The sequence below is a fragment of the Terrihabitans rhizophilus genome (assembly GCF_033898525.1).
Classification (GTDB): Bacteria; Pseudomonadota; Alphaproteobacteria; order Rhizobiales; family Methylopilaceae; genus Flaviflagellibacter; species Flaviflagellibacter rhizophilus.
In genome coordinates, this window is record NZ_JAXAFJ010000002.1 from 226,876 (window position 1) to 248,809 (window position 21,934).

A 21,934-nucleotide genomic window follows, 5' to 3' on the forward strand; every position below is an offset into this window, starting at 1 on the left:
GATGCCCGAACGCAAGCAATTCTACATCACCACCGCCATCGCCTACCCCAATGGCGCACCTCACATCGGCCACGCTTACGAGGCCATCGCAACCGATGCGATTGCGCGTTTCCAACGCCTTGACGGGCGCGAGGTCTTCTTCATGACCGGCTCGGACGAGCACGGCATCAAGATGCAGCAGACGGCGGACAAAGCCGGCATCACCCCGGCCGAACTGGTGGCGCGCAACGTTCCCGCATTCCAGCGCATGGCCGAGCGGCTGAACCTCTCGAACGATCGCTACATCCGCACGACGGAGCCCGAGCACCACAGGGCCTCGCAAGCCATATGGCAGCGGATGCTCGACAGTGGCGACATCTACATCGGCACTTATGCCGGCTGGTACTCGGTGCGCGACGAGGCCTTCTATGCCGAGGACGAGACGCAGCTGCAGGAAGGCGGCACCCGCCTCGGCCCGCAGGGCACGCCGGTCGAGTGGGTGGAGGAGAAGAGCTACTTCTTCCGGCTGTCGGCCTATGGCGATCGCCTGCTGAAGCACTACGAGGAGCATCCGGAGTTTATCGGCCCGGACTCCCGGCGCAACGAGGTCGTCAGCTTCGTGCGCGGCGGGCTGCAGGATCTCTCCATCAGCCGCACGACCTTCCAGTGGGGCATCCCGGTGCCGGATGCACCCGAGCACATCATGTATGTGTGGGTGGATGCGCTGACGAACTACCTGACCGGCGTCGGCTATCCCGACGAGAACGGCGAGACGTTCCGCAAGTTCTGGCCGGCCGATGCGCACATCATCGGCAAGGACATCATCCGCTTCCACGCGGTGTATTGGCCCGCCTTCCTGCTCTCGGCGGGTCTTGAGCTTCCGAAGCGGGTATTTGCCCACGGCTTCCTCTTCAACAAGGGGGAAAAGATGTCGAAGTCGGTCGGCAACGTCATCGATCCGTTCGCGCTGGCGGATGCCTATGGCGTGGATCAGGTGCGCTATTTCTTCCTGCGCGAGGTGCCGTTCGGACAAGATGGCAGCTACAGCCACGAAGCCATCGTGCAGCGCATCAACGCCGACCTCGCCAACGACCTCGGTAACCTCGCGCAGCGTTCGCTGTCCATGATCGGCAAGAACTGCGAGGGCAGGGTGCCGCAGTGGTCCTCCTTCACGGAAGCCGATCGCACGCTGATGACCTCCGTCGACCGTCTGGTGGACGAATGCCGCCGTGCCATGGGGGACTTCGCCCTTCACACCATGCTGGCCGCCATTTGGCGTGTGGTGGGCGATGCCAACCGCTACTTCGCAGGTGAGGAGCCGTGGCGTCTGAAGAAGACGGACCCGGACCGCATGAACACGGTTCTTTATGTGACGGCGGAGGCGCTCCGCACGGTCGCCATCCTCACGCAACCGGTCATGCCGACCGCCTCCGCGCGTCTTCTGGATGTGCTGAATGTGCCGGAGAATGCACGCGACTTCGCCTCGCTGGGTGAGAAGGGACGGCTCCAGCCCGGCACGGAACTGCCGGCACCGACAGCCATCTTCCCGCGCTATGTCGAGCCGGACGAGGGTGCGGCCGCCTGATGCTTGTCGACAGCCACTGCCATCTCGACTTCCCGGACTTCGCGGAGGACCGTGCCGGCGTTGTCGCACGTGCTCATGAGGCCGGCGTTGGCCTCATGGTCACCATCTCGACTCGCGTCCGACGCTTCGCAGAGATCAAAGCCATCGTGGACGCGCACGAAAGCGTCTTCGGCTCCGTCGGCACCCATCCGCACCAGGCGGCCGAAGAGCCCGACGTCGCGACCGAGGAACTGGTGCGGCTCTCCCAGCATCGGAAGATCGTCGCCATCGGCGAGGCCGGGCTCGACTACCACTACGACAAGTCGCCCCGCGATCAGCAGGCCGCCAGCTTTCGCCGGCACATTGCCGCATCGCGCGAAACCGGCCTGCCGCTCGTCATCCATGCCCGCTCGGCCGACGAGGACATGATCCGCATCCTGGAAGAGGAAACGGGGAAGGGGGCCTTCCCTGCTGTCCTGCACTGCTTTTCCTCGGGGGCTGAACTTGCCCGCCGTGGTGTCGAACTCGGGCTCTACGTGTCGTTCTCCGGCATTCTGACCTTCCGCAATTCGCAGGACATCCGCGACATAGCCGCCGAAGTGCCGGAAGACCGCATCCTCGTGGAGACGGACGCGCCGTTTCTGGCGCCGATCCCGCATCGCGGCAAGACCAATGAGCCTGCCTTCACGGCCCACACGGCGGCTGTGCTGGCGGATGTGCGCGGGTGGACGGCCGAGTTCACCGCCGAGCGGACCACGCGTAATTTCGCGAGGCTTTTCAGCAAGGTACCGCGCGCGGCTCTGGGGCTTTCCGAGGACGCCGCGCTGTGACTACCAGCCTTACGATCCTTGGCTGCGGCTCTTCGGGCGGCGTGCCACGGGTCGCAGTCGGCTGGGGCAATTGCGATCCTGCCGAGCCGCGAAATCGCCGCCGGCGCTGCTCCGTGCTTGTGCGCAAGGCCGGAGAACGCGGCGAAACGCGGGTTCTTGTGGATGCCGGGCCGGATCTGCGGGAGCAATTGCTTTCCGAGGACGTGGACGACCTGTCCGGCGTGCTGTTCACCCATGAGCACGCAGATCACTGCCACGGCGTGGACGATTTGCGGCCGCTCTTCATCCGCAATCGCCGGCGCGTCGACGTCTGGATCGATCCGCACACTGCGCCGACCTTGCGCAACCGCTTCGATTATCTGTTCGAGTCGGCTCCCGGCAGCGATTATCCGCCGATCCTGACCGAGCACCGGATGAGCCATGGCAACAAGATCCACGTGGACGGTCTCGGAGGCATGGTCGAGGCCATTCCGTTCAGGCTCGTCCACGGCAATGTCGATGCCCACGGCTTCCGCTTCGGCGATGTGGCCTACACGCCGGACGTGAACGCGATCCCGGAAGAGAGCCTGGATTTCCTGCGGGATCTGGACGTCTGGATCATCGATGCCTTGCGCATTGCGCCGCATCCCAGCCATTTCACTCTGGCCGAAGCGCTGGGCTGGATCGAGCAGATGAAGCCGAAGCGAGCCGTGCTGACCAACCTGCACACCGATCTCGACTACAGAGCGCTTGAGGCGCAACTGCCGGCTCACATCGTGCCGGCGTATGACGGGCTCACCATCAGCTACGGGTAACAAGCGCCGCCCGCATCTAGAAACGGCTGCAAGCGACTGGTACGACAGCGAAATCCCTCGGCGCACAGCCGCTCCGCCCCAAGCAGAAGCATCAATTAAGTTCCATAATATATCTTATGCGACATAAGGATTGTCGTGCAGAGCCGATCTTTCCGGCGGCAGCGATGATCTGTTCGCATCACTCGGGCGAAGCATTCCGCCCTCTTTCCACTGGATGAGATCGGCGCCGGCCCTGAGGGTGACGTCTTTAGGTCGGCTCAAGCGGATTGCGGCTGAGCTTCCGGTCCTTGGCGATGAGCCAGATATTGCGGACATAGATCAGCATGCCGAGCGACTGGCCGGCGATGTAGACCGGGTCACGCCGCTGGATGGCATAGACCAGCAGCAACAGGCCGCCGGCGATCGAGAAGAACCAGAACCCGATCGGTATCACCGACTTCTTCGCTCGCTCGCTGGCGATCCACTGGACCATGAAGCGCATCATGAAGAGGAATTGCGCCGCGAACCCCAGCAAGGCCCAGCCGTCCAGGTTCAGGACGAAGCTCTCATGTGCCCAATCTAGAAAATGGCTGAACATGGCCCTACCCGATTTCCGTGACATCGGCCCGGCCGCGGAAACGCCGCAGCAGCCACCACATGCCCATGAGGTCCAGCACGCCGCGCAATCCGCGGTCCAGAACGCCGTAATTGGAGCGCCCGTGGCCGCGCGGACGGTCGATCACTTCGATCCGGACATTGCCGTAGCCTTCGCGGCGCACCAGAGCGGGAGTGAAGCGATGCCAGCCATCGAAGAACGGCAGCGTCAGGAAAAGATGACGCGGCACGGCCTTCAGGCCGCAGCCTGAATCGCTGGAATTGTCGTCGAGGATGGCCTGCCGCACCGTATTGGCCACGCGGGAGGCCAGGCGCTTCACATTGCCGTCCGTGCGCCGGGTGCGTTGGCCCATGGCAAGTCCACAATCCGGCCCGGCCTCTTTCAGCGCCGCGAGAAGCGCCGGGATATAGGCGGGATTGTTCTGGCCGTCGCCGTCCAGCGTCACCACGACCTCACCCCGTGCCTGCAGCACGCCCGTTCGCACCGAAGCTGATTGGCCCAGCGACCGCGCATGCCGCAGATGGCGCACCGGCTGGCCCGACGCCTTCTTGGCAGAGAGAACGCCGGCTGTGTCATCGGTCGAGCCATCGTCCACGATGATGATCTCGTGAGTTTCCGCGTGCAGCGCTGCGTGGATCTCGTCGACCAGCGTCTCCAGGTTCCGCGCTTCGTTGCGGGCAGGCACCACAACGGAGATCGTCGGGACAGGATCGATGGAAAGGGTCATGGCAGCCAAGGAACCAGCGCAGCGGTGCAGCCCCGGAAGACCCGGCGGTCCTCTTGCTCCTAGGCCCCAGCCAGCGCATAGGCAAGGCTTCCGGAGCCGACATGACCCCTTCCCGCGATATAGCCGACCTGCTGTCGATCATGGCTGCCCTGCGCGACCCCGATACGGGCTGCGCGTGGGACCTGAAGCAGACCTTCGAGTCGATCGCGCCCTACACGCTGGAAGAAGCGGCGGAGGTGGTCGAGGCGATCGCCCGGCGGGATATTGAGAACCTGCGCGAGGAACTGGGTGATCTGCTGTTGCAGGTCGTCTTCCACTCCCGCATCGCCGAAGAAGCAGGACATTTCGCCTTTGAGGATGTTGTGGAAGCCATCACCGCCAAGCTTGTCCGGCGGCATCCGCACATCTTCGGTGACACCAAGGGCCTGACAGCGGAAGACGTGAAGGCCTCGTGGGACCGCATCAAGGCCGAGGAGAAGGCGGAGAAAGCCGCCCGCGGGGTTGGCGCAGCGACTGGCTTGCTGGACAGCGTCCCGGCTGACCTGCCCCCCCTCTCCCGCGCCGTGGCTCTTCAGGCCAAGGCAGGCAAAGTCGGCTTCGACTGGAACTCGGCACGTCTGGTCCTCGCGAAGATTCGCGAGGAAGCCGACGAAGTGGAAGCCGCTCTGGACGAAGCGGCCACCGATGAGGAGCGACTGGGCGAGATCGGAGACCTTCTGTTCGCGGTCGCCAATCTCGCGCGCCATGTGAAAGCCGATCCTGAAGTGGCGTTACGGCGCACGAACGCCAAGTTCGAACGCCGCTTCCGCTTCATCGAAGATCGGCTGGCAGCGCAGGGACGCACGACTGCCGACGCAGGCCTCGAAGAAATGGATGCCATCTGGAACGAGGCCAAGGCGGCCGAGCGTTCGCTACCCGGAAGTTCCGGGTAGCGCGCCTTCATCGGAGCCGAAGCGGCGGCGGATCTCGTCCGAACGCTGGGGCGGCACGCGGACCTGCAGGTGCAGTTCCCCGCTTTCACCGTCGTCGCGGGCCAGCACTTCGCTGTGCTCGTAGAGCCAGTGCAGCCCCTCGCCGTCCGCCGCATCGAGCGTCAGGTTCAGCACGTCGCGTCCGGCGGAAATTCTCGCCTCGATGCCGTCGAGAAGGACGTCCGCCCCCTCCCCGGTCAGCGCGGAGACAAGAGCCGGCACCTTCTCGCGGCGGCGTGCGATTTCGTGAAGGCTCTGCGCGTGATCGGCATCGAGCACGTCGATCTTGTTCCAGACCTCGATGAGCCTGTCGCTGTCGGGATCGACGCCGAGCTCCTTCAGGATGTTCTGCACATCCGCGGCCTGGGCTTCGGTGTCGCCATGGCTGATGTCGCGCACATGCAGGATGACATCGGCCTCGAGCACTTCTTCCAAGGTGGCGCGGAAGGCGGCGACGAGCATGGTCGGCAGCTCCGAGACGAACCCCACAGTGTCCGACAGGATCACGCGCGTTCCATGCGGCAGGTCGATGGATCGCAGCGTGGGATCGAGGGTGGCGAACAGCATGTCGGCGGCCAGCACCTCCGACCGGGTCAGCCGGTTGAAGAGAGTGGACTTTCCGGCATTGGTGTAGCCCACCAAAGCAATGATCGGATATGGCACGCGCTTGCGGCTGGAGCGGTGCAGGCCGCGCGTGCGGCGCACCTGTTCCAGTTCCCGCTCGATCTTGTGGATGCGCTCGCCGATGACACGGCGGTCGGCTTCAATCTGCGTCTCGCCGGGGCCGCCAAGGAAGCCGAAGCCTCCGCGCTGGCGCTCGAGATGGGTCCAGGAACGCACCAGCCGGCTTTTCTGCCAGTTCAGGTGTGCAAGCTCGACCTGCAGCGTGCCTTCCTTCGTGCGCGCGCGGCGGCCGAAGATTTCGAGAATCAAGCCGGTGCGGTCGAGAACCTTGCAGTTCCAGCCCTTCTCGAGGTTTCGCTGCTGCACGGGAGAGAGCGCGGCGTCTACCACCACGAGCTCCACATTCTCGGCCTTCACGTTGGCTAGGAGTTCGTCGACCTTGCCGGAGCCGATAAACGTGGACGGTCGAATTTCAGAGAGCGGGACAAGGCCCGAACTCACGACCTCCAACTCGATGGCCTGGGCAAGGCCGATCGTCTCGTCCAGTCGCGCCTGGGGGCTGCGCATGGGCTCGGCGGCGTCGCGTGGACGCCGCGTGAGATACGGGGCGATCACGACCGCGCGGCCGGTGCTGCCCTCCCGGCCCTCGTGTTCAGCTCCGGTGATGTCCGGTCGTTCTTGTGGAGCGCTCAATCTGCCTTCTCGTCATCCGCATTATCCATCAGGGAAATGGGGTGACCGGGCATGATTGTCGAGATGGCGTGCTTGTACACAAGCTGCGAATGGCCATCGCGGCGCAGCAGGACGCAAAAATTATCGAACCACGTCACGACGCCCTGAAGCTTGACACCGTTCACCAGGAAGATGGTTACCGGAATCTTGTTCTTGCGAACGTTGTTGAGGAAGGTGTCCTGGAGATTCTGAGCTCGTTCGGCCATTTCTTCTTATCTTTCGCCGTGGGCTTCTTGGCGGGGGCACCGGGCATTAGAGGCAAGCTGCCGCTGGTGCGCAAGCTAAACCGGACTAGATCGGTCGCGACGCCGCTATGTCGTGGAAGCGGGCGCGAAGTCTTGTCACCTGCGGGCCCGGCCGTCCATCGCCGATCCGATGGCCATCGATCTGTACGACAGGCATCAGGATGTTGGTTGCAGAGGTGACGAAAGCCTCGCGCGCCGCCTTCACCTCGTCGGGCGTGAAAGGCCGTTCCTCGACAGCCAATCCCTCTTCCGCCGCGAGGTCCAGCAGCGTCGTCCGCGTGATTCCGCGCAGGATTCCATGCTCGGCTGGCCGCGTGACCAGGCGATCATCCGCGGTGATGATCCAGGCATTGCTGGACCCTCCTTCGGTGATGAAGCCGTCGCGATCCACGAACCAGGCTTCCTTCGCGCCATGCTCCGTCGCTGCCATCTTCGCCAGCACGTTGGGGAGCAGGCCCGTGGTCTTGATGTCGACGCGGTCCCAGCGGGTCTCCGGCGTCGTAATGACCTTTATCCCGCTTTGCGCGGCCTTGGCCGACTTCGAGGGGTCGATGCCCCGTGCGATGACGACGAGGCTCGGTGGCGTTGCCTCGTGCGGGAACAGGAAGTCGCGCCGGGCCGCACCGCGGCTGACTTGGATGTAGACGGTCCCCTCCCGCACGCGGTTGCGACGCAGCACCTCGCTGATGACCACGCGCAGCCCGCTTTCGGCCATGGGTGCGGGCATCCTCAGTTCTTCGAGCGAGCGGTCCAGGCGCCCCAGATGACGCGCTTCGTCGACAATGCGGCCGGCCCGGATTTCGCAGACCTCATAGACGCTGTCGGCGAACTGAAAGCCCCGGTCCTCCACATGCACCTGCGCATCGGCATAGGGGACGTAGCGACCGTTGACGTAGACGATGCGGCTCACAGCTGGCTTTCCAAGATTGTGCGGGGATGATGAAGCGGACGGCGGTTCAGCCGATCTCGAGCGCCTTGAGCTTGCGATGCAGCGCGGAGCGCTCCATCCCGATGAACTCGGCAGTGCGCGAAATATTGCCCCCGAAACGGCTGATCTGCGCCATCAGATACTGGCGCTCGAAGATCTCGCGCGCCTCGCGCAGCGCCATGCCCATCAATTGCTCTCCGCCGCTGCCGTTCGGCGTCACCGGCACCATGGTGCCGACTTCGGACGGCAGCATGCTCGCGGTGACCACGGCATCCGGATCCCCGCTCGCGAGGATCATCAGGCGCTCGATATTGTTGCGGAGCTGGCGGACATTGCCCGGCCAGTCGTGCGACTGCAGCACGGCCATCGCATCCTCGCCGATCATCCGCTTCGGCAGGCCCATCTGCCCGGAGATCTGGTCGAGGCAGTACTCGATGGTCTCCGCGATGTCCTCGCGGCGCTCCGCCAGTCCCGGCACCCGGATAGGGACGACCGCAAGCCGGTGGAACAGGTCCTCGCGGAACGTGCCGCGCTGGATCTCGGCCGGAAGATCGCGGCTGGTCGAGGAGATGATGCGCACGTCCACGCTGACGCGCGTCGCGCCATTCACGCGCGTGAAGTTCTGGTCCGTCAGCACGCGGAGGATCTTGCTCTGTGTTTCCCGCGGCATCTCGGCCACTTCGTCGAGGAAGAGCGTCCCGCCATGGGCCTCTTCCAGCGCGCCGATGGTGCGGGTGCCGCCCTCGCCATTGTCGACGCCGAAAAGGGCGGTCTCCATGTTCTCGGGCGTGATCATCGCCGCGTTCACGGCAACGAACGGCCCGTACGCGCGCTGGGACAGCCCGTGCAGGGTGCGCGCCACAAGCTCCTTGCCACTGCCGGGAGCGCCGGTGATGAGGACGCGGCTGTTGGTCGGAGCGATCCGGTCGATCGTGGAGCGCAGCTGATTCATGATGCTGGAGCGGCCGACAAGGCGGGCGGCGGAGCCGGAGCGGGTGCGAAGCTCCTTCAACTCCCGCCGGAGGCGTGAGGCTTCCAGAGCGCGGCTTGCGACCAGCACCAGCCGGTCGGCCTTGAACGGCTTCTCGATGAAGTCGTAGGCGCCCTTCTTGATGGCCGCCACGGCGGTTTCGATATTGCCGTGGCCGGAGATCATCACCACCGGCACGTCGGGATGCGCGGCCTTGATGACGTCGAGGATCTGCATTCCGTCAAGCTTCGATCCCTGCAGCCAGATGTCGAGGAAGACGAGGTGCGGACGGCGCTCCTCGATGGCAGCCACGGCCTGCTCGGAGTTCCGGGCCACGCGGGCCTTGTAGCCCTCGTCCTCCAGAATGCCCGCGACGAGTTCCCGGATGTCCGCTTCGTCGTCGACGATCAAGATGTCAGACGTCATGCCTCGGTGCCTGCCTGCTCGTGTGTGGTGGCGGGTGGGGGTGCGGGGAACCACAAGCGGACACGGGCCCCCTGCCCGCCTTCCGCCACAGCCGGAGCGTCCTCGAGATCGATGCCGCCGCCATGTTCCTCGAGAATCTTGGTGACGATCGCGAGGCCAAGTCCAGTGCCCTTCTCACGCGTCGTCATATAGGGCTCGAGCAGCCGGCTTCTATTCTCTGCCGGCAGGCCTGGGCCATTGTCCGTCACGTCGATGATGATACGGCCGCCCGCGTTGCGGACATCGACGACGATCTCGCCGGGTCCACGTTCCTCTTCTGGAACGCCCGTGATGCTCTCTGCCGCGTTCTTGACGATGTTGGTCACGGCCTGGGACAACAGGCGGCGATCCATGGGCGCAACCAGCGGCTGCTCCGGCACGTTCAGCGCGATGTCTATCTCCGGATTGCCGACACGCATCATCACGACGACCTGCTCGACGGTCTTCGACACGTCCTCCGGCTCCATCATAGGCTTGGGCATCCGGGCGAAGGACGAGAATTCGTCCACCATGCGCTTGATGTCGTCCACCTGCCGCACGATCGTGTCGGTGCACTGGTCGAACACCTCGCGGTCTTCCGTGATGTGCTTGCCGTATTTGCGGCGGATGCGCTCCGCCGCCAGCTGGATGGGCGTCAGCGGGTTTTTGATCTCATGCGCGATGCGCCGTGCGACATCGCCCCAGGCGGAAGTTCGCTGTGCCGTCACGAGGTCGGTGATGTCGTCGAGGGTCACGACGTAGCCGTGCTCCGCCTCCACCGAACGTTCGCTGGTGACGCGTGCATTCACCGTGCGTTCGCGTCCGTTGCGGTGCAGCGTCACGGTGCTCTGCAGCAGGCGGGCGCCGCTCGACACCACTTCACCGAACAGCTCCACGAGTTCGGGAGCGACGTCACCAAGCGGCCGGTTCAGCAGTTCGGCCTCGCTGCTGCCGAGCAGCGTTTCAGCCATGCGGTTGACGAGCGTTACGCGGCCATCGCCGGTCAGGCCCATGACGCCGGCGTTCACGCCTGACAGCACGGCCTCGGTGAACCGGCGACGTTCGTCGATCTGCTCGCTGGCCTCCAGCAGAGCATTTCTCTGCGTCCGCAACTGCGCGGTCATACGATTGAACGTCTCGGACAGACCACCGAGATCGCCTTCCTTCCGCCCTGCCGGGACCTGGACATAGAGGTTGCCGGCAGAGACCTGATCCGCCGCCGCCATCAATTGCCGGATGGGCGACACAAGCCTGTTGGCGAAGGCCATGCCCAGCCAGATGGCTGCCAGCAGCAGTGTCAGGCCAACGATGAGGTACATCAGGCCGAACGCCACCTGGACGCCGAAACGGCGACGCTCGAGCTGCGTGTATTCAGCGGCAGCCGCTTCGGTCTGGCGAAGATATTGCGTAGCCCGAGGATCCACTGCACGAACCGCGAAAATCCACAGATCGTCGTAGCCCTCGAGACGGAACACGGATCCGATGAGGTTCTTGCTTCCCGGAGACAAAAGGGCGGGCTCGCTCTCCGTCGCCTGGTCGAATGCACTCGGCGGCGGCATGGGCACAGGGCGCCCGCCATCATTGGCCGCACGTTCCACCACGGTCATGTCGCGGTTGAGCAGGTAGACGGCCTGCATTCCACGGATCGTGGACTGCACCGTCACCAGTTCCTTGAAGCGCTCGCGCTCGGTATCGAACAGCGGGCGGGCGCGGTTCAGGTCGCTGGCCATGGCAAGCGTTTCGCCACGAATCGTGCGGGCCTGCTCTTCCAGATAGGCACGGGAGACAACAAGCGCGTTGTCGACGATGGCGCGTGCGCGCACCGAGAACCATTGATCGAGACCGCGATCCAGCGTGATGACTGCAACGGCCGCGAGCAGCAGCGCCGGCGTGATGGCCACGATGGCGAACAGCAGAATGACGCGTTGATGAAGCTGCGCGCCTGCGAGCCCCTTCTGGCGCGCACGGATAAGCGCCCAGCCCTGCCAGACGATCAACACCAGCAGGATGACGCCAAGAGCCGCGTTCAGGCAAAGGGTCGTCACCACCACATTGTGGTTGGGGACGATGGGCGTGAGATTCGCCAGGATCAGGAAGGTCGCAAGCGTCGAGATCAGCGTCAGCACGAGCACGATGGAGCCGAAGCGGCTCGGGCCGCCCTTGGCGACCAGTGTCTGCACACCGGTCGGACCGACCGGCTCCTGCGTCATCGTGTCGACAGTCAAGAATTTGCCCTTCAGTTGACGCGGCGACTCGCACACTGATGCGTTCGCGCGACACTGTTGTCAGAATACGACAACATCTTGGCAAAACTCAAACTAGCGACCGCTCCTCATAATCCGGAGGTCGAGGTCCCGGATCTTCTTGCGAAGCGTGTTCCGATTGAGACCGAGCAGTTCGGCCGCGCGGATCTGGTTGCCGCGGGTCGCCACAAGTGCTGCTCCCAGCAGCGGCTGTTCGATCTCGCGCAACACGCGATGATAGAGGCCGGGCGGCGGAAGTGCCTCGCCGAACTGGCTAAAATAGCTGGCGAGGAAGCGTTCCACCGAGGCGGACATCTCGTCGGGCCCGCCCGTCGATTCCGCGGGCTGGGACGTGGTCGCCGGCTCCGCCAGTTCCGTCTCGACGATGTGGGCGGTGATGACGTCCTGTGGATAAAGAGCCGCCAGCCGCCGGATCAGGTTCTCGAGCTCGCGCACATTCCCCGGCCAGCGATAGCGCTTCATCGTCTCGAGCGCGGCTGCGTCGATCTGCTTGTGCGCCAGTCCCTCCCGCTCGACCATGGCGAAGAAATGCCTGACGAGGTCCGGCACATCCTCCGCACGCTCGCGCAGCGGCGGGATGCGGATCGGCACCACGTTCAGCCGGAAGAACAGGTCCTCGCGGAACAGGCCCTGCTGGATGAGGATCTTCAAATCCTTGTTGGAGGCCGCAACGATCCGGACATTGGTCTTTATCGGGGTACGGCCGCCGACTGTCGTGTACTCGCCCTGCTGCAGCACGCGCAGCAGGCGCGTCTGCGCCTCCATCGGCATGTCGCCGATCTCGTCGAGAAACAGCGTGCCGCCCTCGGCCTGCTCGAAGCGGCCGGTGGACCGCGCCTGCGCGCCCGTGAACGAGCCCTTCTCGTGCCCGAACAGTTCCGATTCGATGAGGTCACGGGGGATGGCAGCCATGTTGACGGCCACGAACGGCCCGCCGCGCCTTTTGCCGTAATCGTGCAACGCGCGCGCAACCAGTTCCTTGCCGGTGCCGGACTCGCCGGAGATCATCACCGTCAGGTCGGTCTGCATCAGGCGGGCCAGCACCCGGTAGATGTCCTGCATGGCCGGCGAGCGGCCCACCAGCGGGATGCCGTCCTGATCGTCGAGCCCCGTGACATTAACGGGCTTGGCCTTCGGCTCCATGAGAGCCCGGCCCACAATGGCGATCAACTCCTTCAGGTCGAACGGCTTCGGCAGGTATTCGTAGGCGCCGCGCTCTGAAGCCCGGATCGCCGTCATGAACGTGTTCTGCGCACTCATCACGATGATGGGCAGGTCGGGGCGCAGCTTCTTGATGCGCGGCAGGAGGTCGAATGCGTTCTCGTCCGGCATCACCACGTCGGTGATAACGAGATCGCCCTCCCCTTGAGTCACCCAGCGCCAGAGCGTTGCCGCGTTCGATGCGGTGCGCACCTCGTAGCCGGCGCGGGAGAGCGCCTGGTTGAGGACGGTGCGGATGGCGGAATCGTCATCCGCGACAAGCACGCTTCCGTGCGGCATGGGTCAGGTCTCCGGATCCGGCGGGATATCGCCGGCGAATATCGGCATGAGGACGCGGAAGGTGGTGCGGCGGGGCTGCGACTGGCATTCGACGATGCCGCCGTGATCGCCCACGATCTTGGCGACCAGGGCAAGCCCGAGACCGGACCCGGTCGGCTTCGTCGTCACGAACGCGTCGAACAGGTGCGGCAGCAATTCTTCGCTGACGCCCGGTCCGTTGTCGCGCACGCAGATCTCAAGCGGCAGGCTCACGCGGGCCTGGGTACCCGGCACGCTCAGCCGCACACCCGGACGAAAGGCGGTGGTCAGCCAGATCTCCCCATCCGGGCTGTCGCCGATGGCCTCGGCCGCGTTCTTCACCAGATTGAGGAAGATCTGAACCAGCTGGTCGCGGTTTGCGAACAGCGGCGGCAGCGAGGGATCGTACTCCTCGGTGATGCGCAGATTGCGGGCAAAGCCGGACTGCGCCAGCCGTCGCACATGCTCCAGCACCACGTGAATGTTCACCGCATCCCGCTCGATGGGGCGTTCGTCGGAGAACACCTCCATCCGGTCAACGAGCTTCACGATGCGGTCCGTCTCGTCGCAGATCAGGCGGGTCAGCGCGCGGTCGTCGTCGTCGACCGAGCTTTCCAGCAATTGTGCGGCGCCCCGTATGCCGGAGAGCGGGTTCTTGATCTCGTGGCCAAGCATGGAAGCGAGCGCGCTGACGGAACGCGCCGCGCCACGATGGGTCAGCTGCTGGTTCATCTTGTCGGCGATCGTGCGCTCCTGAAGCATGATGACCACATGCTCCGCGCGCTCCGCGAACGGGGCGATGTAGATGTCGACCAGGCGGGCGCCGCCGCTGCGGGGCGTGCCGAGATCCACCCGATATTCGTTGATGGGCGCATTGCGCTGGCGCACCTGCTCAAGCTGAACGAGCAGCGGTGAGCCGAATGGTACCAGGGCCGCCAGCGACTGCCTGCGCAGCAGCGGCGCACTCATCTGGAAGAAGTGTTCCGCCGCCGCATTGGCCGCGGCGATGCTGCCGCCTTCGTTGATGAGGATGATGGGATGCGGCAATGCGTTCAGCACGGCATCCGATTGTGTGAAGCCGCTATCGGCAGCAAAGGCGGCCGCGTTCATGCCGCAGCCTTCCAGGCAAGGCTGTCATAGCAGGCGGCGAGTGCCATCTGGGCGGCCTCGGGCGTCTGGGCCGTCAGCACCGCAACCTTGCGCCTGACTTCCAGATCCGTCCCGGCGGAGCGCGCGGCTTCATCAAGATACCAGCCGAGGTGCTTGCGCGCGTGCCGCAAGCCCACCTCCCGGCCATAGAGGCCGAGAAGCCCGTCATAATGCTCGCGCGCAATGGCGTGCTGCTCCTCAAGCCCCGGATCCGGCAGGCGCTCGCCACGCGCGATGAACGCCGCGATCTGGCCAGCCCGCCAAGGACGCCCTTGCGCACCGCGCCCGATCATCACCGCGTCTGCGCCGCTCTGGTCGAGCATTTCAGCCGCGTCGTCCACCGTCTCCAGGTCGCCGTTGGCCACGACCGGTATCGAGACCTGATCCTTGACAGCCTGAATCGCGCGCCAGTCCGCACGGCCGGTGAAGAACTGCTGACGTGTGCGCCCATGCACGGTGATGAGCCGGATGCCGGCTTCCTCGGCACGGCGTGCAAGCTCCGGCGCGACAATGCTGTTCTCGTCCCATCCAAGCCGGACCTTCAGCGTGACCGGAACCGTGACGGCGCCAACCGTCGCCTCGATCAGTGTCAGTGCATGATCGAGGTCCTTCAGGAGCGCCGAGCCGGAATGGCCGCCCGTCACCTTTTTCACCGGGCAGCCCATATTGATGTCGATGATGTCGGCGCCCGCGTCTTCGGCAACCCGCGCCGCCTCCGCCATCCAGTGCGCCTCGCGCCCGGCGAGTTGCACGGCATGAACAGGCATGCCGCTGCCCTCCAGCCGCAGCCGCGATTCCTGATCCCCCTTGGCGAGTTCACTGCTGGCGATCATCTCGGACACGGCAAGCCCGGCCCCGAGGCGCACGGCAATGCGCCGGAACACCAGGTCGGTCACACCCGACATAGGCGCGACGACCACCGGATTGGGAATTTCGACATCGCCGATGGTGACGCGTGTCGATGCTGGCTCTGCGCATTTGACCAAAACTTAGGCACCCTTACCACTGCCCAGCAGATAATCAGAAGCCGCCCGGAGCGGCAAGTAGCAAAAGGGCGCGACAGCCATGCCCCTCTCGGCTAAGAACCCGTGCCGCCAGAGGAGATTAGGGTGTCGCAGAGTGGATCTGAGCTGAAGGTTGCCGTGCTGGTCGTTGCCGCAGGACGAGGCACACGCGCCGGCGGCGCGGGCGGGCCGGCCAAGCAGTACAGGCATATAGCCGGCCGCGCCGTCCTGACGCACACTCTTGAGGCATTTGCCGCTCACCCCCGCGTAGCCCAGATACTGACGGTCATCCACGCCGACGACCGTGATCTCTACGACGAGGCCGTCGGCGGTTTTGCCAAGACGCTGGAGCCGGTCATCGGCGGCGCGACCCGGCAGGATTCGGTGCGCAACGGGCTGAAGGCGCTCGAAGATCATCGGCCTGATCTCGTGCTCATCCACGACGCCGCCCGCCCCTTCGTCTCCCGTGAGGTTATCGACAGGTCCATCCAGGCTGCCACCGAACATGGCGCGGCAGTGCCCGTCGCTGCCGTTGTAGACACCGTCTGCATGGTGGAGGCCGGCCAGCGCGGCGAGACCCTCGACCGAAACCGCCTCGGCAGCGTACAGACACCGCAAGCCTTCCGCTTCGCGGACATCCTTGCCGCGCATCTGCGCGCGGAACGCGATGGCCGCGACGACTTCACCGACGATGGCGCCGTCGCCTCCCACCAGGGGCTGACGATCGGCGTGTTTCCCGGAGATCCCATGAACACCAAGCTCACCACAGCCGAAGACTTCAGCCGCGCCGAGGAGCGCCTGCTCTTCTCCCTGCCGGACGTCCGCAACGGAACCGGCTTCGATGTGCATGCCTTCTGCCCCGGCGATCATGTGGTGCTTGCCGGCATCAAGGTGCCGCACGATCAGGGGCTGCTCGGCCATTCCGATGCCGACGTGGCGCTGCACGCCATCACCGACGCCATCTTCGGCGCCTTGGCCGATGGCGATATCGGCTCGCACTTCCCGCCATCCGACCCGCAGTGGAAGGGTGCCGATTCGGCGCAGTTCCTGGCCTATGCCGTGGACCGGGTGAAGGCTCGGGGCGGAATGCTCGCGCATGTAGATGTCTGCATCATGGGCGAGGCGCCGAAGGTCGGCCCGCATCGCGCCGCCATGCAGGCCCGCATCGCGGAAATTTGCGGCCTCACCATCGATCGCGTCGGGGTGAAGGCCACCACGACCGAACAGCTCGGCTTCGTCGGACGCCGCGAGGGCCTTGCGGCAATTGCAAGCGCAACGATCCGTCTGCCGGTGTGATGCGTTATGGCATGACACTGCCGTGACAGACGGAAAGCCTCATGTCAGACGAACTTGAATTCACGCGCATAGACAGGGCGCTCATCGAAGCGGCCGCCGATCTGCTGGACCTCTGCAAACGCCGGGGTTTGATGGTCGTCACTGCCGAGTCCTGCACGGGCGGGCTGGTTGCGGCGGCGCTGACCGACGCACCGGGAGCATCGAGCAGCGTGTTCGGCGGCTTCGTCACCTATGCGAACGACGCCAAGACGCGCTTCATCGGCGTCTCGGAACTGCTCATCAAGACCCACGGCGCTGTCAGCGAAGAAGTGGCACGCGCCATGGCTGAAGGAGCGCTTGAGGCCGCCGGCGTCGATCTCGCGGTGGCGATCACCGGCATTGCCGGTCCGAAGAGCGACGAGAGCCATAAGCCGGTCGGCCTTGTCCACTTCGCCGTTGCGGGCAAGAGGTGCCCGACCATGCATCGGGAGATGCGCTACGGCGATATCGGCCGCGGCCCGATACGCCGGAACTCCGCCATGGAAGCGATAGCCATGCTGAAGCAGGCGGCGGAAGCTTAAGCGGCGCCCGGCGCGCTAGACGGCGGACGAGGCCAGCCGCGAGCCGTAGACCTGGTTCGCACGGGCCTCGAACGCCGACGCGAAGCGGCGGAACGCGCGCTCGAACACGGCACCCACCACCATGCCGATGGCGCGGCTCTTCATCTCCCACTCGATGTAGAAGTCCACTTCCGAACTCGTCTCGGTCAGCGGCTTGAAGTGCCAGCGGTTCTGCAAGCTGGCGAACGGGCCTGTGATGTATTCCACGAAGATCGTGAGGTTCGCCTGATCCAGGGTGACGCGGCTGGTGAATGTGTCGCGGAAGAAGGAATAGGCGACCGTCATGTCCGCCAGCAGAACCGTCTTGCCGTCACGCTCTTCCCGCTTGCGCACGCGCAGGCTTTCGCACAGCGGCACGAAGTGCGGGTATTGCTCCACGTCCGAGACAAGCTCGAACATCTTCTGTGCGGAATGCGCGACGGTGCGCGTGGTCTGATGCTTTGGCATGTGCGCTTTGTGGTGCTGCGGCTGTCGAAAGTCCAGCTAGCCGGCCGCGAGAAGCGCGGCACGCGCACCGCGTAGCCGCTCGAAATCCTCGCCGGCATGGTGCGATGAGCGCGTGAGCGGGCTGGCCGAGACCATCAGGAAGCCCTTGCTGTAGGCGGTCGTCTCGTAGCCCTTGAACTCCTCGGGGGTGACGAAACGCGCCACGGCATGGTGTTTCCGCGTCGGCTGGAGATACTGGCCGATGGTGATGAAATCCACCGCCGCCGTCCGCAGGTCGTCCATCAGCTGCATCACCTCGTTCCGCTCCTCGCCCAGCCCGACCATGATGCCGGACTTGGTGAAGATGGACGCATCGAGTTCCTTCACCCGCTGCAGCAGCCGCACGGAGTGGAAGTAGCGCGCGCCCGGCCGCACCGTCAGGTACAGCGACGGCACGGTTTCCAGGTTGTGGTTGAACACGTCCGGCTTGGCAGCCACCACCACTTCGAGCGCACCATCCTTGCGCAGGAAGTCCGGCGTCAGGATCTCGATCGTCGTGGACGGGCTGGCCACCCGGATCGCACGGATCACATCCGCAAAGTGCTGGGCCCCACCATCCGGCAGGTCGTCGCGATCCACCGAAGTGATGACCACATGATGCAATCCGAGCTTCGCCACCGCTTCGGCCACACGGCGCGGCTCGTCGGCGTCGACACCGGGCGTGGGCAGGCCCGTGCGCACATTGCAGAACGCACAGGCGCGCGTGCAGGTGTCGCCGAGGATCATGAAGGTGGCGTGCTTCTTGGACCAGCACTCACCGATATTCGGGCAGCCGGCCTCCTCGCACACCGTCACCAGCTTGTTGGTGCGGACGATCTCCTGCGTCTCGCGGTAAACCGGCGAGCCGGGAGCGCGCACCCGTATCCAGTCCGGCTTTTTCAGCACGGCCGTATCGGGCTTGTGCGCCTTCTCGGGATGGCGAAGGGCGCGCGGATTCTTGACGAGATCGAGAACGACGGTCATCCGGCTCCTTCGGGGGCAAAACTGCGCGGGCGACACATTCATACAGGATGAAGGCGGCTCCGGGAACGGCGGCGTCACATGGCTGCATCACACCTTCAGCAACCCGCGGAAACAGGTGTGATCCGCACAAGAACGGGTTGCACATCGCCATGTCCACACGTCAAATTGTGGCGACTTTGGGGCAACGATCATGCATCAACCTGTTCAGGCTCTACCTTCCGAGCCGCCGCACGCCGTTGTCTTCCACGGAAGCCGAGGGCGTTTCTGGAAGCTGGTCGCGCGAGGCGCCCTCCTGGAATTCGTCACCCTTGGTTTCTACCGTTTCTGGCTGACGACCGACATCCGCAGGCACCTGTGGTCGAACACCTCGGTGGGCGGCGATCCCGCCGAATATACGGGGCGGGCGCGGGAACTGCTGGTCGGCTTCCTCATCGCCGTCACCATCCTCATCCCGTTCTACTTGGCCTACTTCCTTCTGGGCCTCGAAGCCGAACGCCTGCAGGCGTTCGCGAGCGTGCCGCTGATCTTCGCGTTTCTCGTGTTCGGCCAGTTCGCCGTCTACCGGGCTCGGCGCTACCGGGTCACCCGTACGGTGTGGCGCGGCCTCCGCTTCTCGATGACGGGGTCCGCCCTTGCCTATTGCTGGCGTGCTTCCCTGTGGAGCCTTCTCGTGGCGCTCACACTGGGGATTGCCTATCCCTGGCGGCAGGCGGCGCTCGAACGCTTCAAGATGAAGCACACCTCCTACGGGACGCTGGAGGGACGTTTCGAGGGCCGTCCCAGGCAGTTGCTGGGACAGATCTGGTGGATGCTGCTGCTGGCGCCGTTCGCGCTGGTCCTGTTCGTTCCCGCGCCCTTCCTGTATGCGGCTTTCAGGGCTGCGGAATGGCGCTGGTGGATTTCGGGTATCCGCATCGGCGAGATCGCGTTCCATTCGGACCTGACGCGCAAGGCGCTGTTCGGCATCTACTGGAAAGTCGTCGGCTGGCTGACCCTGATCTTTGCGGCGGTCGGCGCCCTCTACGCAGGGTTCATCGCGGCTGCGGTCCTGCGTGGTGGACAGGAGCCATCCGAGGTGGAAATCCTCGCGGCGGCGCAGAGCCCGGCTATCCTCGTCGGCATCGCGCTTAGCTACCTGATCGCAGGCGTGGCCGCCGGTGCCATCGTCCGCGTCTACCTTTCGCGGGACGTCTGGGTGCGGATCGCGGCCACGACGAGCGTGCTCAACATCTCAGCCGCCGACGATGTCTCCGGGCAGGGAAGCCTCGCCGACCCGCTGGGTGAAGGCCTGATTGACGGCTTCGACATGGGCGGCATCTGACCGTGGATGTGGATCACAAGGAGCCGCCCTCGCCGACGGCGCGCTTCCACGACGGCATGAGCAGCCGCCGCCGGATCGTCGCGCTGGTGCTGGGCGAACATCTCGACATCGTAGAGGACGGCCAGGTCATCGCGTCCTGGCTTTACGCGGATGTCCGGCGTGTCGAAGCAGGCGCGGGGCTGAGGCTGCGCTCGGTGTCCGGCGCGCCTCTCGCCCGGCTCGAAATAGAGCATGAAGCGGCGGCCGCGCTCCTCATGCAGCGGTGTTCCGCACTGGACGATGATGTCGCGGAAATCCAGACCGGCCGCATCATCGGGTGGTCGCTCGCGGCCACGGCGTCCATCGTCGCCATGGTCTTCCTTGGCATTCCGTTCGCGGCCGAGCGGCTGGCGCCTCTCCTCCCCCATGCCGCCGAGGCAAGACTCGGGGAAGCGGTGGATAAAAGCGTCCGTGCCAGTTTCGGTGGCAAGGTGTGCACCACGGCGGCGGGTCAGGCCGCGCTGGACGAACTCACCGCACGGCTCGACAGCGGACCGGCGGGAATATCCATACAGCCGCGCGTCCTCGATGCCGATTTGCAGAATGCCTATACGCTTCCCGGCGGCAGGATCTACCTGTTCAAGGGGTTGCTGGAGCAGTCCCGCGACCTCGACGAGATCGCAGGGATCATGGCCCATGAAATCGGTCATGTGCGCAGCCACCACATCACAAAGGCCTTGATCCAGAGCGGTGGCACATCGTTCCTGCTCGGCCTGCTGTTCGGAGACCTCACGGGCAGCAGCGTCGTGCTGACCATCTCGGCCTCTCTTCTCGACGCCTCCCACTCGCGGGACGCCGAGCGGGCTGCGGACGATTACGCTGTGCAGGCGCTTGTGCGGCTCGGGCGCTCGGCAACGCCCTTCGGGGACTTCCTGCGGCGCGTCTCGGAAGAGGATGAGAAAGGTACCATCCTCGACAGCCATCCTGTCAGCGCGGAGCGGCTCGACAGGATCAGACGAACGGACCGGCCGCAGGTAGGCGAACCGATCCTCTCCGCCGAAGCCTGGACGGCGCTCAGGACCATCTGCCCCCGGCCGCGCACGACGCCACGTAAGACCATGAAGAGGCGCAATCTCTGAAACGGAAACGGCGGCGCATCGTGCGCCGCCGCTGATTTGACTGGAGTCAGGCGGCCCTGCGTCCGCGGATCATCCCGACGATGAACAGCAGGATGATCGCGCCGATCGTCGAGACGATGAGGCTTTCGATCCAGCCGGAATAGCTGATCCCCAACACGCTCATGGCGATGAAGCGGCCCACCACGGCGCCGATCAGTCCGCAGATGAGGTTCATGAACAGCCCGTGATTGCGGCTCGTGACCTTTTCCGCAATCCAGCCCGCCAAGATACCGATGATGATCGTCGCGATCCAACCCACGCCTTCCATGAATGCCTCCTGCTCAATGGAACGTCCTGAGCCACTAACGCACGATGCCCGAAACGGATGCATGACAGCGCGAAGAAAGAGGAACGACCGCGCTGGCGCATGGTTTTCCAGTAGCAACGACAGGAGGATTGCTCATGCACCACACGGACGCCGCGATGCAGGCCTGCATCGACAACTGCCTGAAGTGCTATTCCGTCTGCACCGGCATTGCGATGAACCATTGCCTGGAGGCGGGTGGCAAGCACACCGAACCGGCTCACTTCAAGCTGATGATGGCCTGCGCGGAAATGTGCCGCACATCGGCGCACTTCATGCTCATCGGCACCCCGCACCACAAGCACACCTGCCGCGAATGCGCGGAGATATGCCGCGAATGCGCCGAGGACTGCGAGCACGTCGGCGATATGGACGAGTGCGTGAGGGCTTGCCGCGCCTGCGCGGAAAGCTGCGAGAAGATGGCGGCGTGAGCCGCATGCCCGGTTCCGGCGGAAGGTCCGCCGGGACCG

The 21,934-nt window shown here is 64.8% G+C and carries 22 protein-coding genes; 9 read left to right on the plus strand and 13 right to left on the minus strand.

Annotation, left to right across the window (positions count from 1 at the left end; genetic code table 11):
* Position 1 precedes the first annotated feature (1 nt).
* Genes metG through SCD90_RS04670 form a run of 3 tightly spaced genes read left to right on the plus strand, consistent with a single transcriptional unit; the run spans position 2 to position 3,167 of the window.
* Positions 2-1,564, plus strand: a complete 1,563-nt coding sequence (gene metG, locus SCD90_RS04660; RefSeq protein ID WP_319843467.1) for a methionine--tRNA ligase — start codon at positions 2-4, stop codon at positions 1,562-1,564.
* Complete coding sequence (locus SCD90_RS04665; RefSeq protein WP_319843468.1) at positions 1,564-2,373, plus strand: TatD family hydrolase; 810 nt, start codon at positions 1,564-1,566, stop codon at positions 2,371-2,373. The genes metG and SCD90_RS04665 overlap by 1 nt, the downstream gene beginning before the upstream one ends.
* Positions 2,370-3,167 carry an MBL fold metallo-hydrolase gene (locus SCD90_RS04670; RefSeq protein WP_319843469.1) on the plus strand — a complete coding sequence of 266 codons (798 nt, stop codon included), beginning with the start codon at positions 2,370-2,372 and terminating at the stop codon, positions 3,165-3,167. Before SCD90_RS04665 ends, SCD90_RS04670 begins: the two co-directional genes overlap by 4 nt.
* A gap of 247 nt (positions 3,168-3,414) precedes the next feature.
* On the opposite strand, the gene SCD90_RS04675 is transcribed toward SCD90_RS04670, so the two are convergent.
* Positions 3,415-3,744 carry a lipid-A-disaccharide synthase N-terminal domain-containing protein gene (locus SCD90_RS04675; protein ID WP_319843470.1) on the minus strand — a complete coding sequence of 110 codons (330 nt, stop codon included), beginning with the start codon at positions 3,742-3,744 and terminating at the stop codon, positions 3,415-3,417.
* A 4-nt stretch (positions 3,745-3,748) separates the two neighbouring features.
* A complete protein-coding gene (locus SCD90_RS04680; protein WP_319843471.1) occupies positions 3,749-4,489 on the minus strand; it encodes a glycosyltransferase family 2 protein in 741 nt (246 codons plus the stop codon).
* Between the two features lie 101 nt (positions 4,490-4,590).
* Between SCD90_RS04680 and mazG the strand changes: the two genes are divergently transcribed.
* Complete coding sequence (gene mazG / locus SCD90_RS04685) at positions 4,591-5,421, plus strand: nucleoside triphosphate pyrophosphohydrolase (protein WP_319843472.1); 831 nt, start codon at positions 4,591-4,593, stop codon at positions 5,419-5,421.
* Here mazG and hflX read toward each other — a convergent pair.
* The 8 genes from hflX to dusB all read right to left on the minus strand — a co-directional run bounded on the left by hflX (position 5,401) and on the right by dusB (position 15,320).
* Positions 5,401-6,777, minus strand: a complete 1,377-nt coding sequence (gene hflX / locus SCD90_RS04690) for a GTPase HflX (protein WP_425265638.1) — start codon at positions 6,775-6,777, stop codon at positions 5,401-5,403. The two genes, mazG and hflX, sit on opposite strands and share 21 nt — an antisense overlap.
* Positions 6,774-7,022 (minus strand): RNA chaperone Hfq, encoded by a 249-nt coding sequence (gene hfq / locus SCD90_RS04695; RefSeq protein WP_319843473.1) that lies wholly within the window; start codon positions 7,020-7,022, stop codon positions 6,774-6,776. The genes hflX and hfq overlap by 4 nt, the downstream gene beginning before the upstream one ends.
* An 85-nt stretch (positions 7,023-7,107) precedes the next feature.
* A complete protein-coding gene (locus tag SCD90_RS04700; RefSeq protein ID WP_319843474.1) occupies positions 7,108-7,971 on the minus strand; it encodes a D-amino-acid transaminase in 864 nt (287 codons plus the stop codon).
* A gap of 46 nt (positions 7,972-8,017) precedes the next feature.
* The gene (ntrX, locus tag SCD90_RS04705) at positions 8,018-9,385 is read right to left on the minus strand and encodes a nitrogen assimilation response regulator NtrX (protein ID WP_319843475.1); all 1,368 of its coding nucleotides are present in this window, start codon (positions 9,383-9,385) and stop codon (positions 8,018-8,020) included.
* Positions 9,382-11,628, minus strand: a complete 2,247-nt coding sequence (locus SCD90_RS04710) for a sensor histidine kinase NtrY-like (protein WP_319843476.1) — start codon at positions 11,626-11,628, stop codon at positions 9,382-9,384. The genes ntrX and SCD90_RS04710 overlap by 4 nt, the downstream gene beginning before the upstream one ends.
* A 93-nt stretch (positions 11,629-11,721) precedes the next feature.
* Positions 11,722-13,167 (minus strand): nitrogen regulation protein NR(I), encoded by a 1,446-nt coding sequence (ntrC, locus tag SCD90_RS04715; RefSeq protein WP_319843477.1) that lies wholly within the window; start codon positions 13,165-13,167, stop codon positions 11,722-11,724.
* 3 nt (positions 13,168-13,170) lie between these two features.
* The gene (locus tag SCD90_RS04720) at positions 13,171-14,295 is read right to left on the minus strand and encodes a two-component system sensor histidine kinase NtrB (RefSeq protein WP_319843478.1); all 1,125 of its coding nucleotides are present in this window, start codon (positions 14,293-14,295) and stop codon (positions 13,171-13,173) included.
* On the minus strand, positions 14,292-15,320 hold the full coding sequence (gene dusB, locus SCD90_RS04725; protein ID WP_319843479.1) for a tRNA dihydrouridine synthase DusB: 1,029 nt from the start codon (positions 15,318-15,320) through the stop codon (positions 14,292-14,294). Before dusB ends, SCD90_RS04720 begins: the two co-directional genes overlap by 4 nt.
* Before the next feature lie 123 nt (positions 15,321-15,443).
* Here dusB and SCD90_RS04730 point away from each other — a divergent pair, with 123 nt between their 5' ends.
* Both SCD90_RS04730 and SCD90_RS04735 read left to right on the plus strand, forming a co-directional pair.
* Positions 15,444-16,634, plus strand: a complete 1,191-nt coding sequence (locus tag SCD90_RS04730; RefSeq protein WP_319843480.1) for a bifunctional 2-C-methyl-D-erythritol 4-phosphate cytidylyltransferase/2-C-methyl-D-erythritol 2,4-cyclodiphosphate synthase — start codon at positions 15,444-15,446, stop codon at positions 16,632-16,634.
* A 41-nt stretch (positions 16,635-16,675) separates the two neighbouring features.
* A complete protein-coding gene (locus tag SCD90_RS04735; RefSeq protein WP_319843481.1) occupies positions 16,676-17,194 on the plus strand; it encodes a CinA family protein in 519 nt (172 codons plus the stop codon).
* A gap of 15 nt (positions 17,195-17,209) precedes the next feature.
* Here SCD90_RS04735 and SCD90_RS04740 read toward each other — a convergent pair whose 3' ends face one another.
* Together SCD90_RS04740 and lipA are read right to left on the minus strand one after the other, a co-directional pair.
* Positions 17,210-17,680 carry a type II toxin-antitoxin system RatA family toxin gene (locus tag SCD90_RS04740; RefSeq protein ID WP_319843482.1) on the minus strand — a complete coding sequence of 157 codons (471 nt, stop codon included), beginning with the start codon at positions 17,678-17,680 and terminating at the stop codon, positions 17,210-17,212.
* A gap of 36 nt (positions 17,681-17,716) precedes the next feature.
* A complete protein-coding gene (lipA, locus tag SCD90_RS04745; RefSeq protein WP_319843483.1) occupies positions 17,717-18,682 on the minus strand; it encodes a lipoyl synthase in 966 nt (321 codons plus the stop codon).
* A 190-nt stretch (positions 18,683-18,872) separates the two neighbouring features.
* Here lipA and SCD90_RS04750 point away from each other — a divergent pair, with 190 nt between their 5' ends.
* Together SCD90_RS04750 and SCD90_RS04755 are read left to right on the plus strand one after the other, a co-directional pair.
* Complete coding sequence (locus SCD90_RS04750) at positions 18,873-20,003, plus strand: YjgN family protein (RefSeq protein WP_319843484.1); 1,131 nt, start codon at positions 18,873-18,875, stop codon at positions 20,001-20,003.
* Positions 20,004-20,005: 2 nt separating this feature from the next.
* Positions 20,006-21,121, plus strand: a complete 1,116-nt coding sequence (locus tag SCD90_RS04755) for a M48 family metallopeptidase (RefSeq protein WP_319843485.1) — start codon at positions 20,006-20,008, stop codon at positions 21,119-21,121.
* Positions 21,122-21,167: 46 nt separating this feature from the next.
* On the opposite strand, the gene SCD90_RS04760 is transcribed toward SCD90_RS04755, so the two are convergent.
* The gene (locus SCD90_RS04760) at positions 21,168-21,428 is read right to left on the minus strand and encodes a GlsB/YeaQ/YmgE family stress response membrane protein (protein ID WP_319843486.1); all 261 of its coding nucleotides are present in this window, start codon (positions 21,426-21,428) and stop codon (positions 21,168-21,170) included.
* A gap of 134 nt (positions 21,429-21,562) precedes the next feature.
* Between SCD90_RS04760 and SCD90_RS04765 the strand changes: the two genes are divergently transcribed.
* Positions 21,563-21,895 (plus strand): four-helix bundle copper-binding protein, encoded by a 333-nt coding sequence (locus SCD90_RS04765; protein WP_319843487.1) that lies wholly within the window; start codon positions 21,563-21,565, stop codon positions 21,893-21,895.
* The last annotated feature ends 39 nt before the right edge of the window (positions 21,896-21,934 follow it).

Bases quoted from the DNA above. Each gene is read 5' to 3' on its own strand.
- metG (WP_319843467.1), top strand. From the start codon at position 2: ATGCCCGAACGCAAGCAATTCTACATCACCACCGCCATCGCCTACCCC.
- SCD90_RS04665 (WP_319843468.1), top strand. From the start codon at position 1,564: ATGCTTGTCGACAGCCACTGCCATCTCGACTTCCCGGACTTCGCGGAG.
- SCD90_RS04675 (WP_319843470.1), bottom strand. From the start codon at position 3,744: ATGTTCAGCCATTTTCTAGATTGGGCACATGAGAGCTTCGTCCTGAAC.
- SCD90_RS04680 (WP_319843471.1), bottom strand. From the start codon at position 4,489: ATGACCCTTTCCATCGATCCTGTCCCGACGATCTCCGTTGTGGTGCCT.
- mazG (WP_319843472.1), top strand. From the start codon at position 4,591: ATGACCCCTTCCCGCGATATAGCCGACCTGCTGTCGATCATGGCTGCC.
- hfq (WP_319843473.1), bottom strand. From the start codon at position 7,022: ATGGCCGAACGAGCTCAGAATCTCCAGGACACCTTCCTCAACAACGTT.
- ntrX (WP_319843475.1), bottom strand. From the start codon at position 9,385: ATGACGTCTGACATCTTGATCGTCGACGACGAAGCGGACATCCGGGAA.
- ntrC (WP_319843477.1), bottom strand. From the start codon at position 13,167: ATGCCGCACGGAAGCGTGCTTGTCGCGGATGACGATTCCGCCATCCGC.
- SCD90_RS04720 (WP_319843478.1), bottom strand. From the start codon at position 14,295: ATGAACGCGGCCGCCTTTGCTGCCGATAGCGGCTTCACACAATCGGAT.
- SCD90_RS04735 (WP_319843481.1), top strand. From the start codon at position 16,676: ATGTCAGACGAACTTGAATTCACGCGCATAGACAGGGCGCTCATCGAA.
- SCD90_RS04740 (WP_319843482.1), bottom strand. From the start codon at position 17,680: ATGCCAAAGCATCAGACCACGCGCACCGTCGCGCATTCCGCACAGAAG.
- lipA (WP_319843483.1), bottom strand. From the start codon at position 18,682: ATGACCGTCGTTCTCGATCTCGTCAAGAATCCGCGCGCCCTTCGCCAT.
- SCD90_RS04750 (WP_319843484.1), top strand. From the start codon at position 18,873: ATGCATCAACCTGTTCAGGCTCTACCTTCCGAGCCGCCGCACGCCGTT.
- SCD90_RS04760 (WP_319843486.1), bottom strand. From the start codon at position 21,428: ATGGAAGGCGTGGGTTGGATCGCGACGATCATCATCGGTATCTTGGCG.
- SCD90_RS04765 (WP_319843487.1), top strand. From the start codon at position 21,563: ATGCACCACACGGACGCCGCGATGCAGGCCTGCATCGACAACTGCCTG.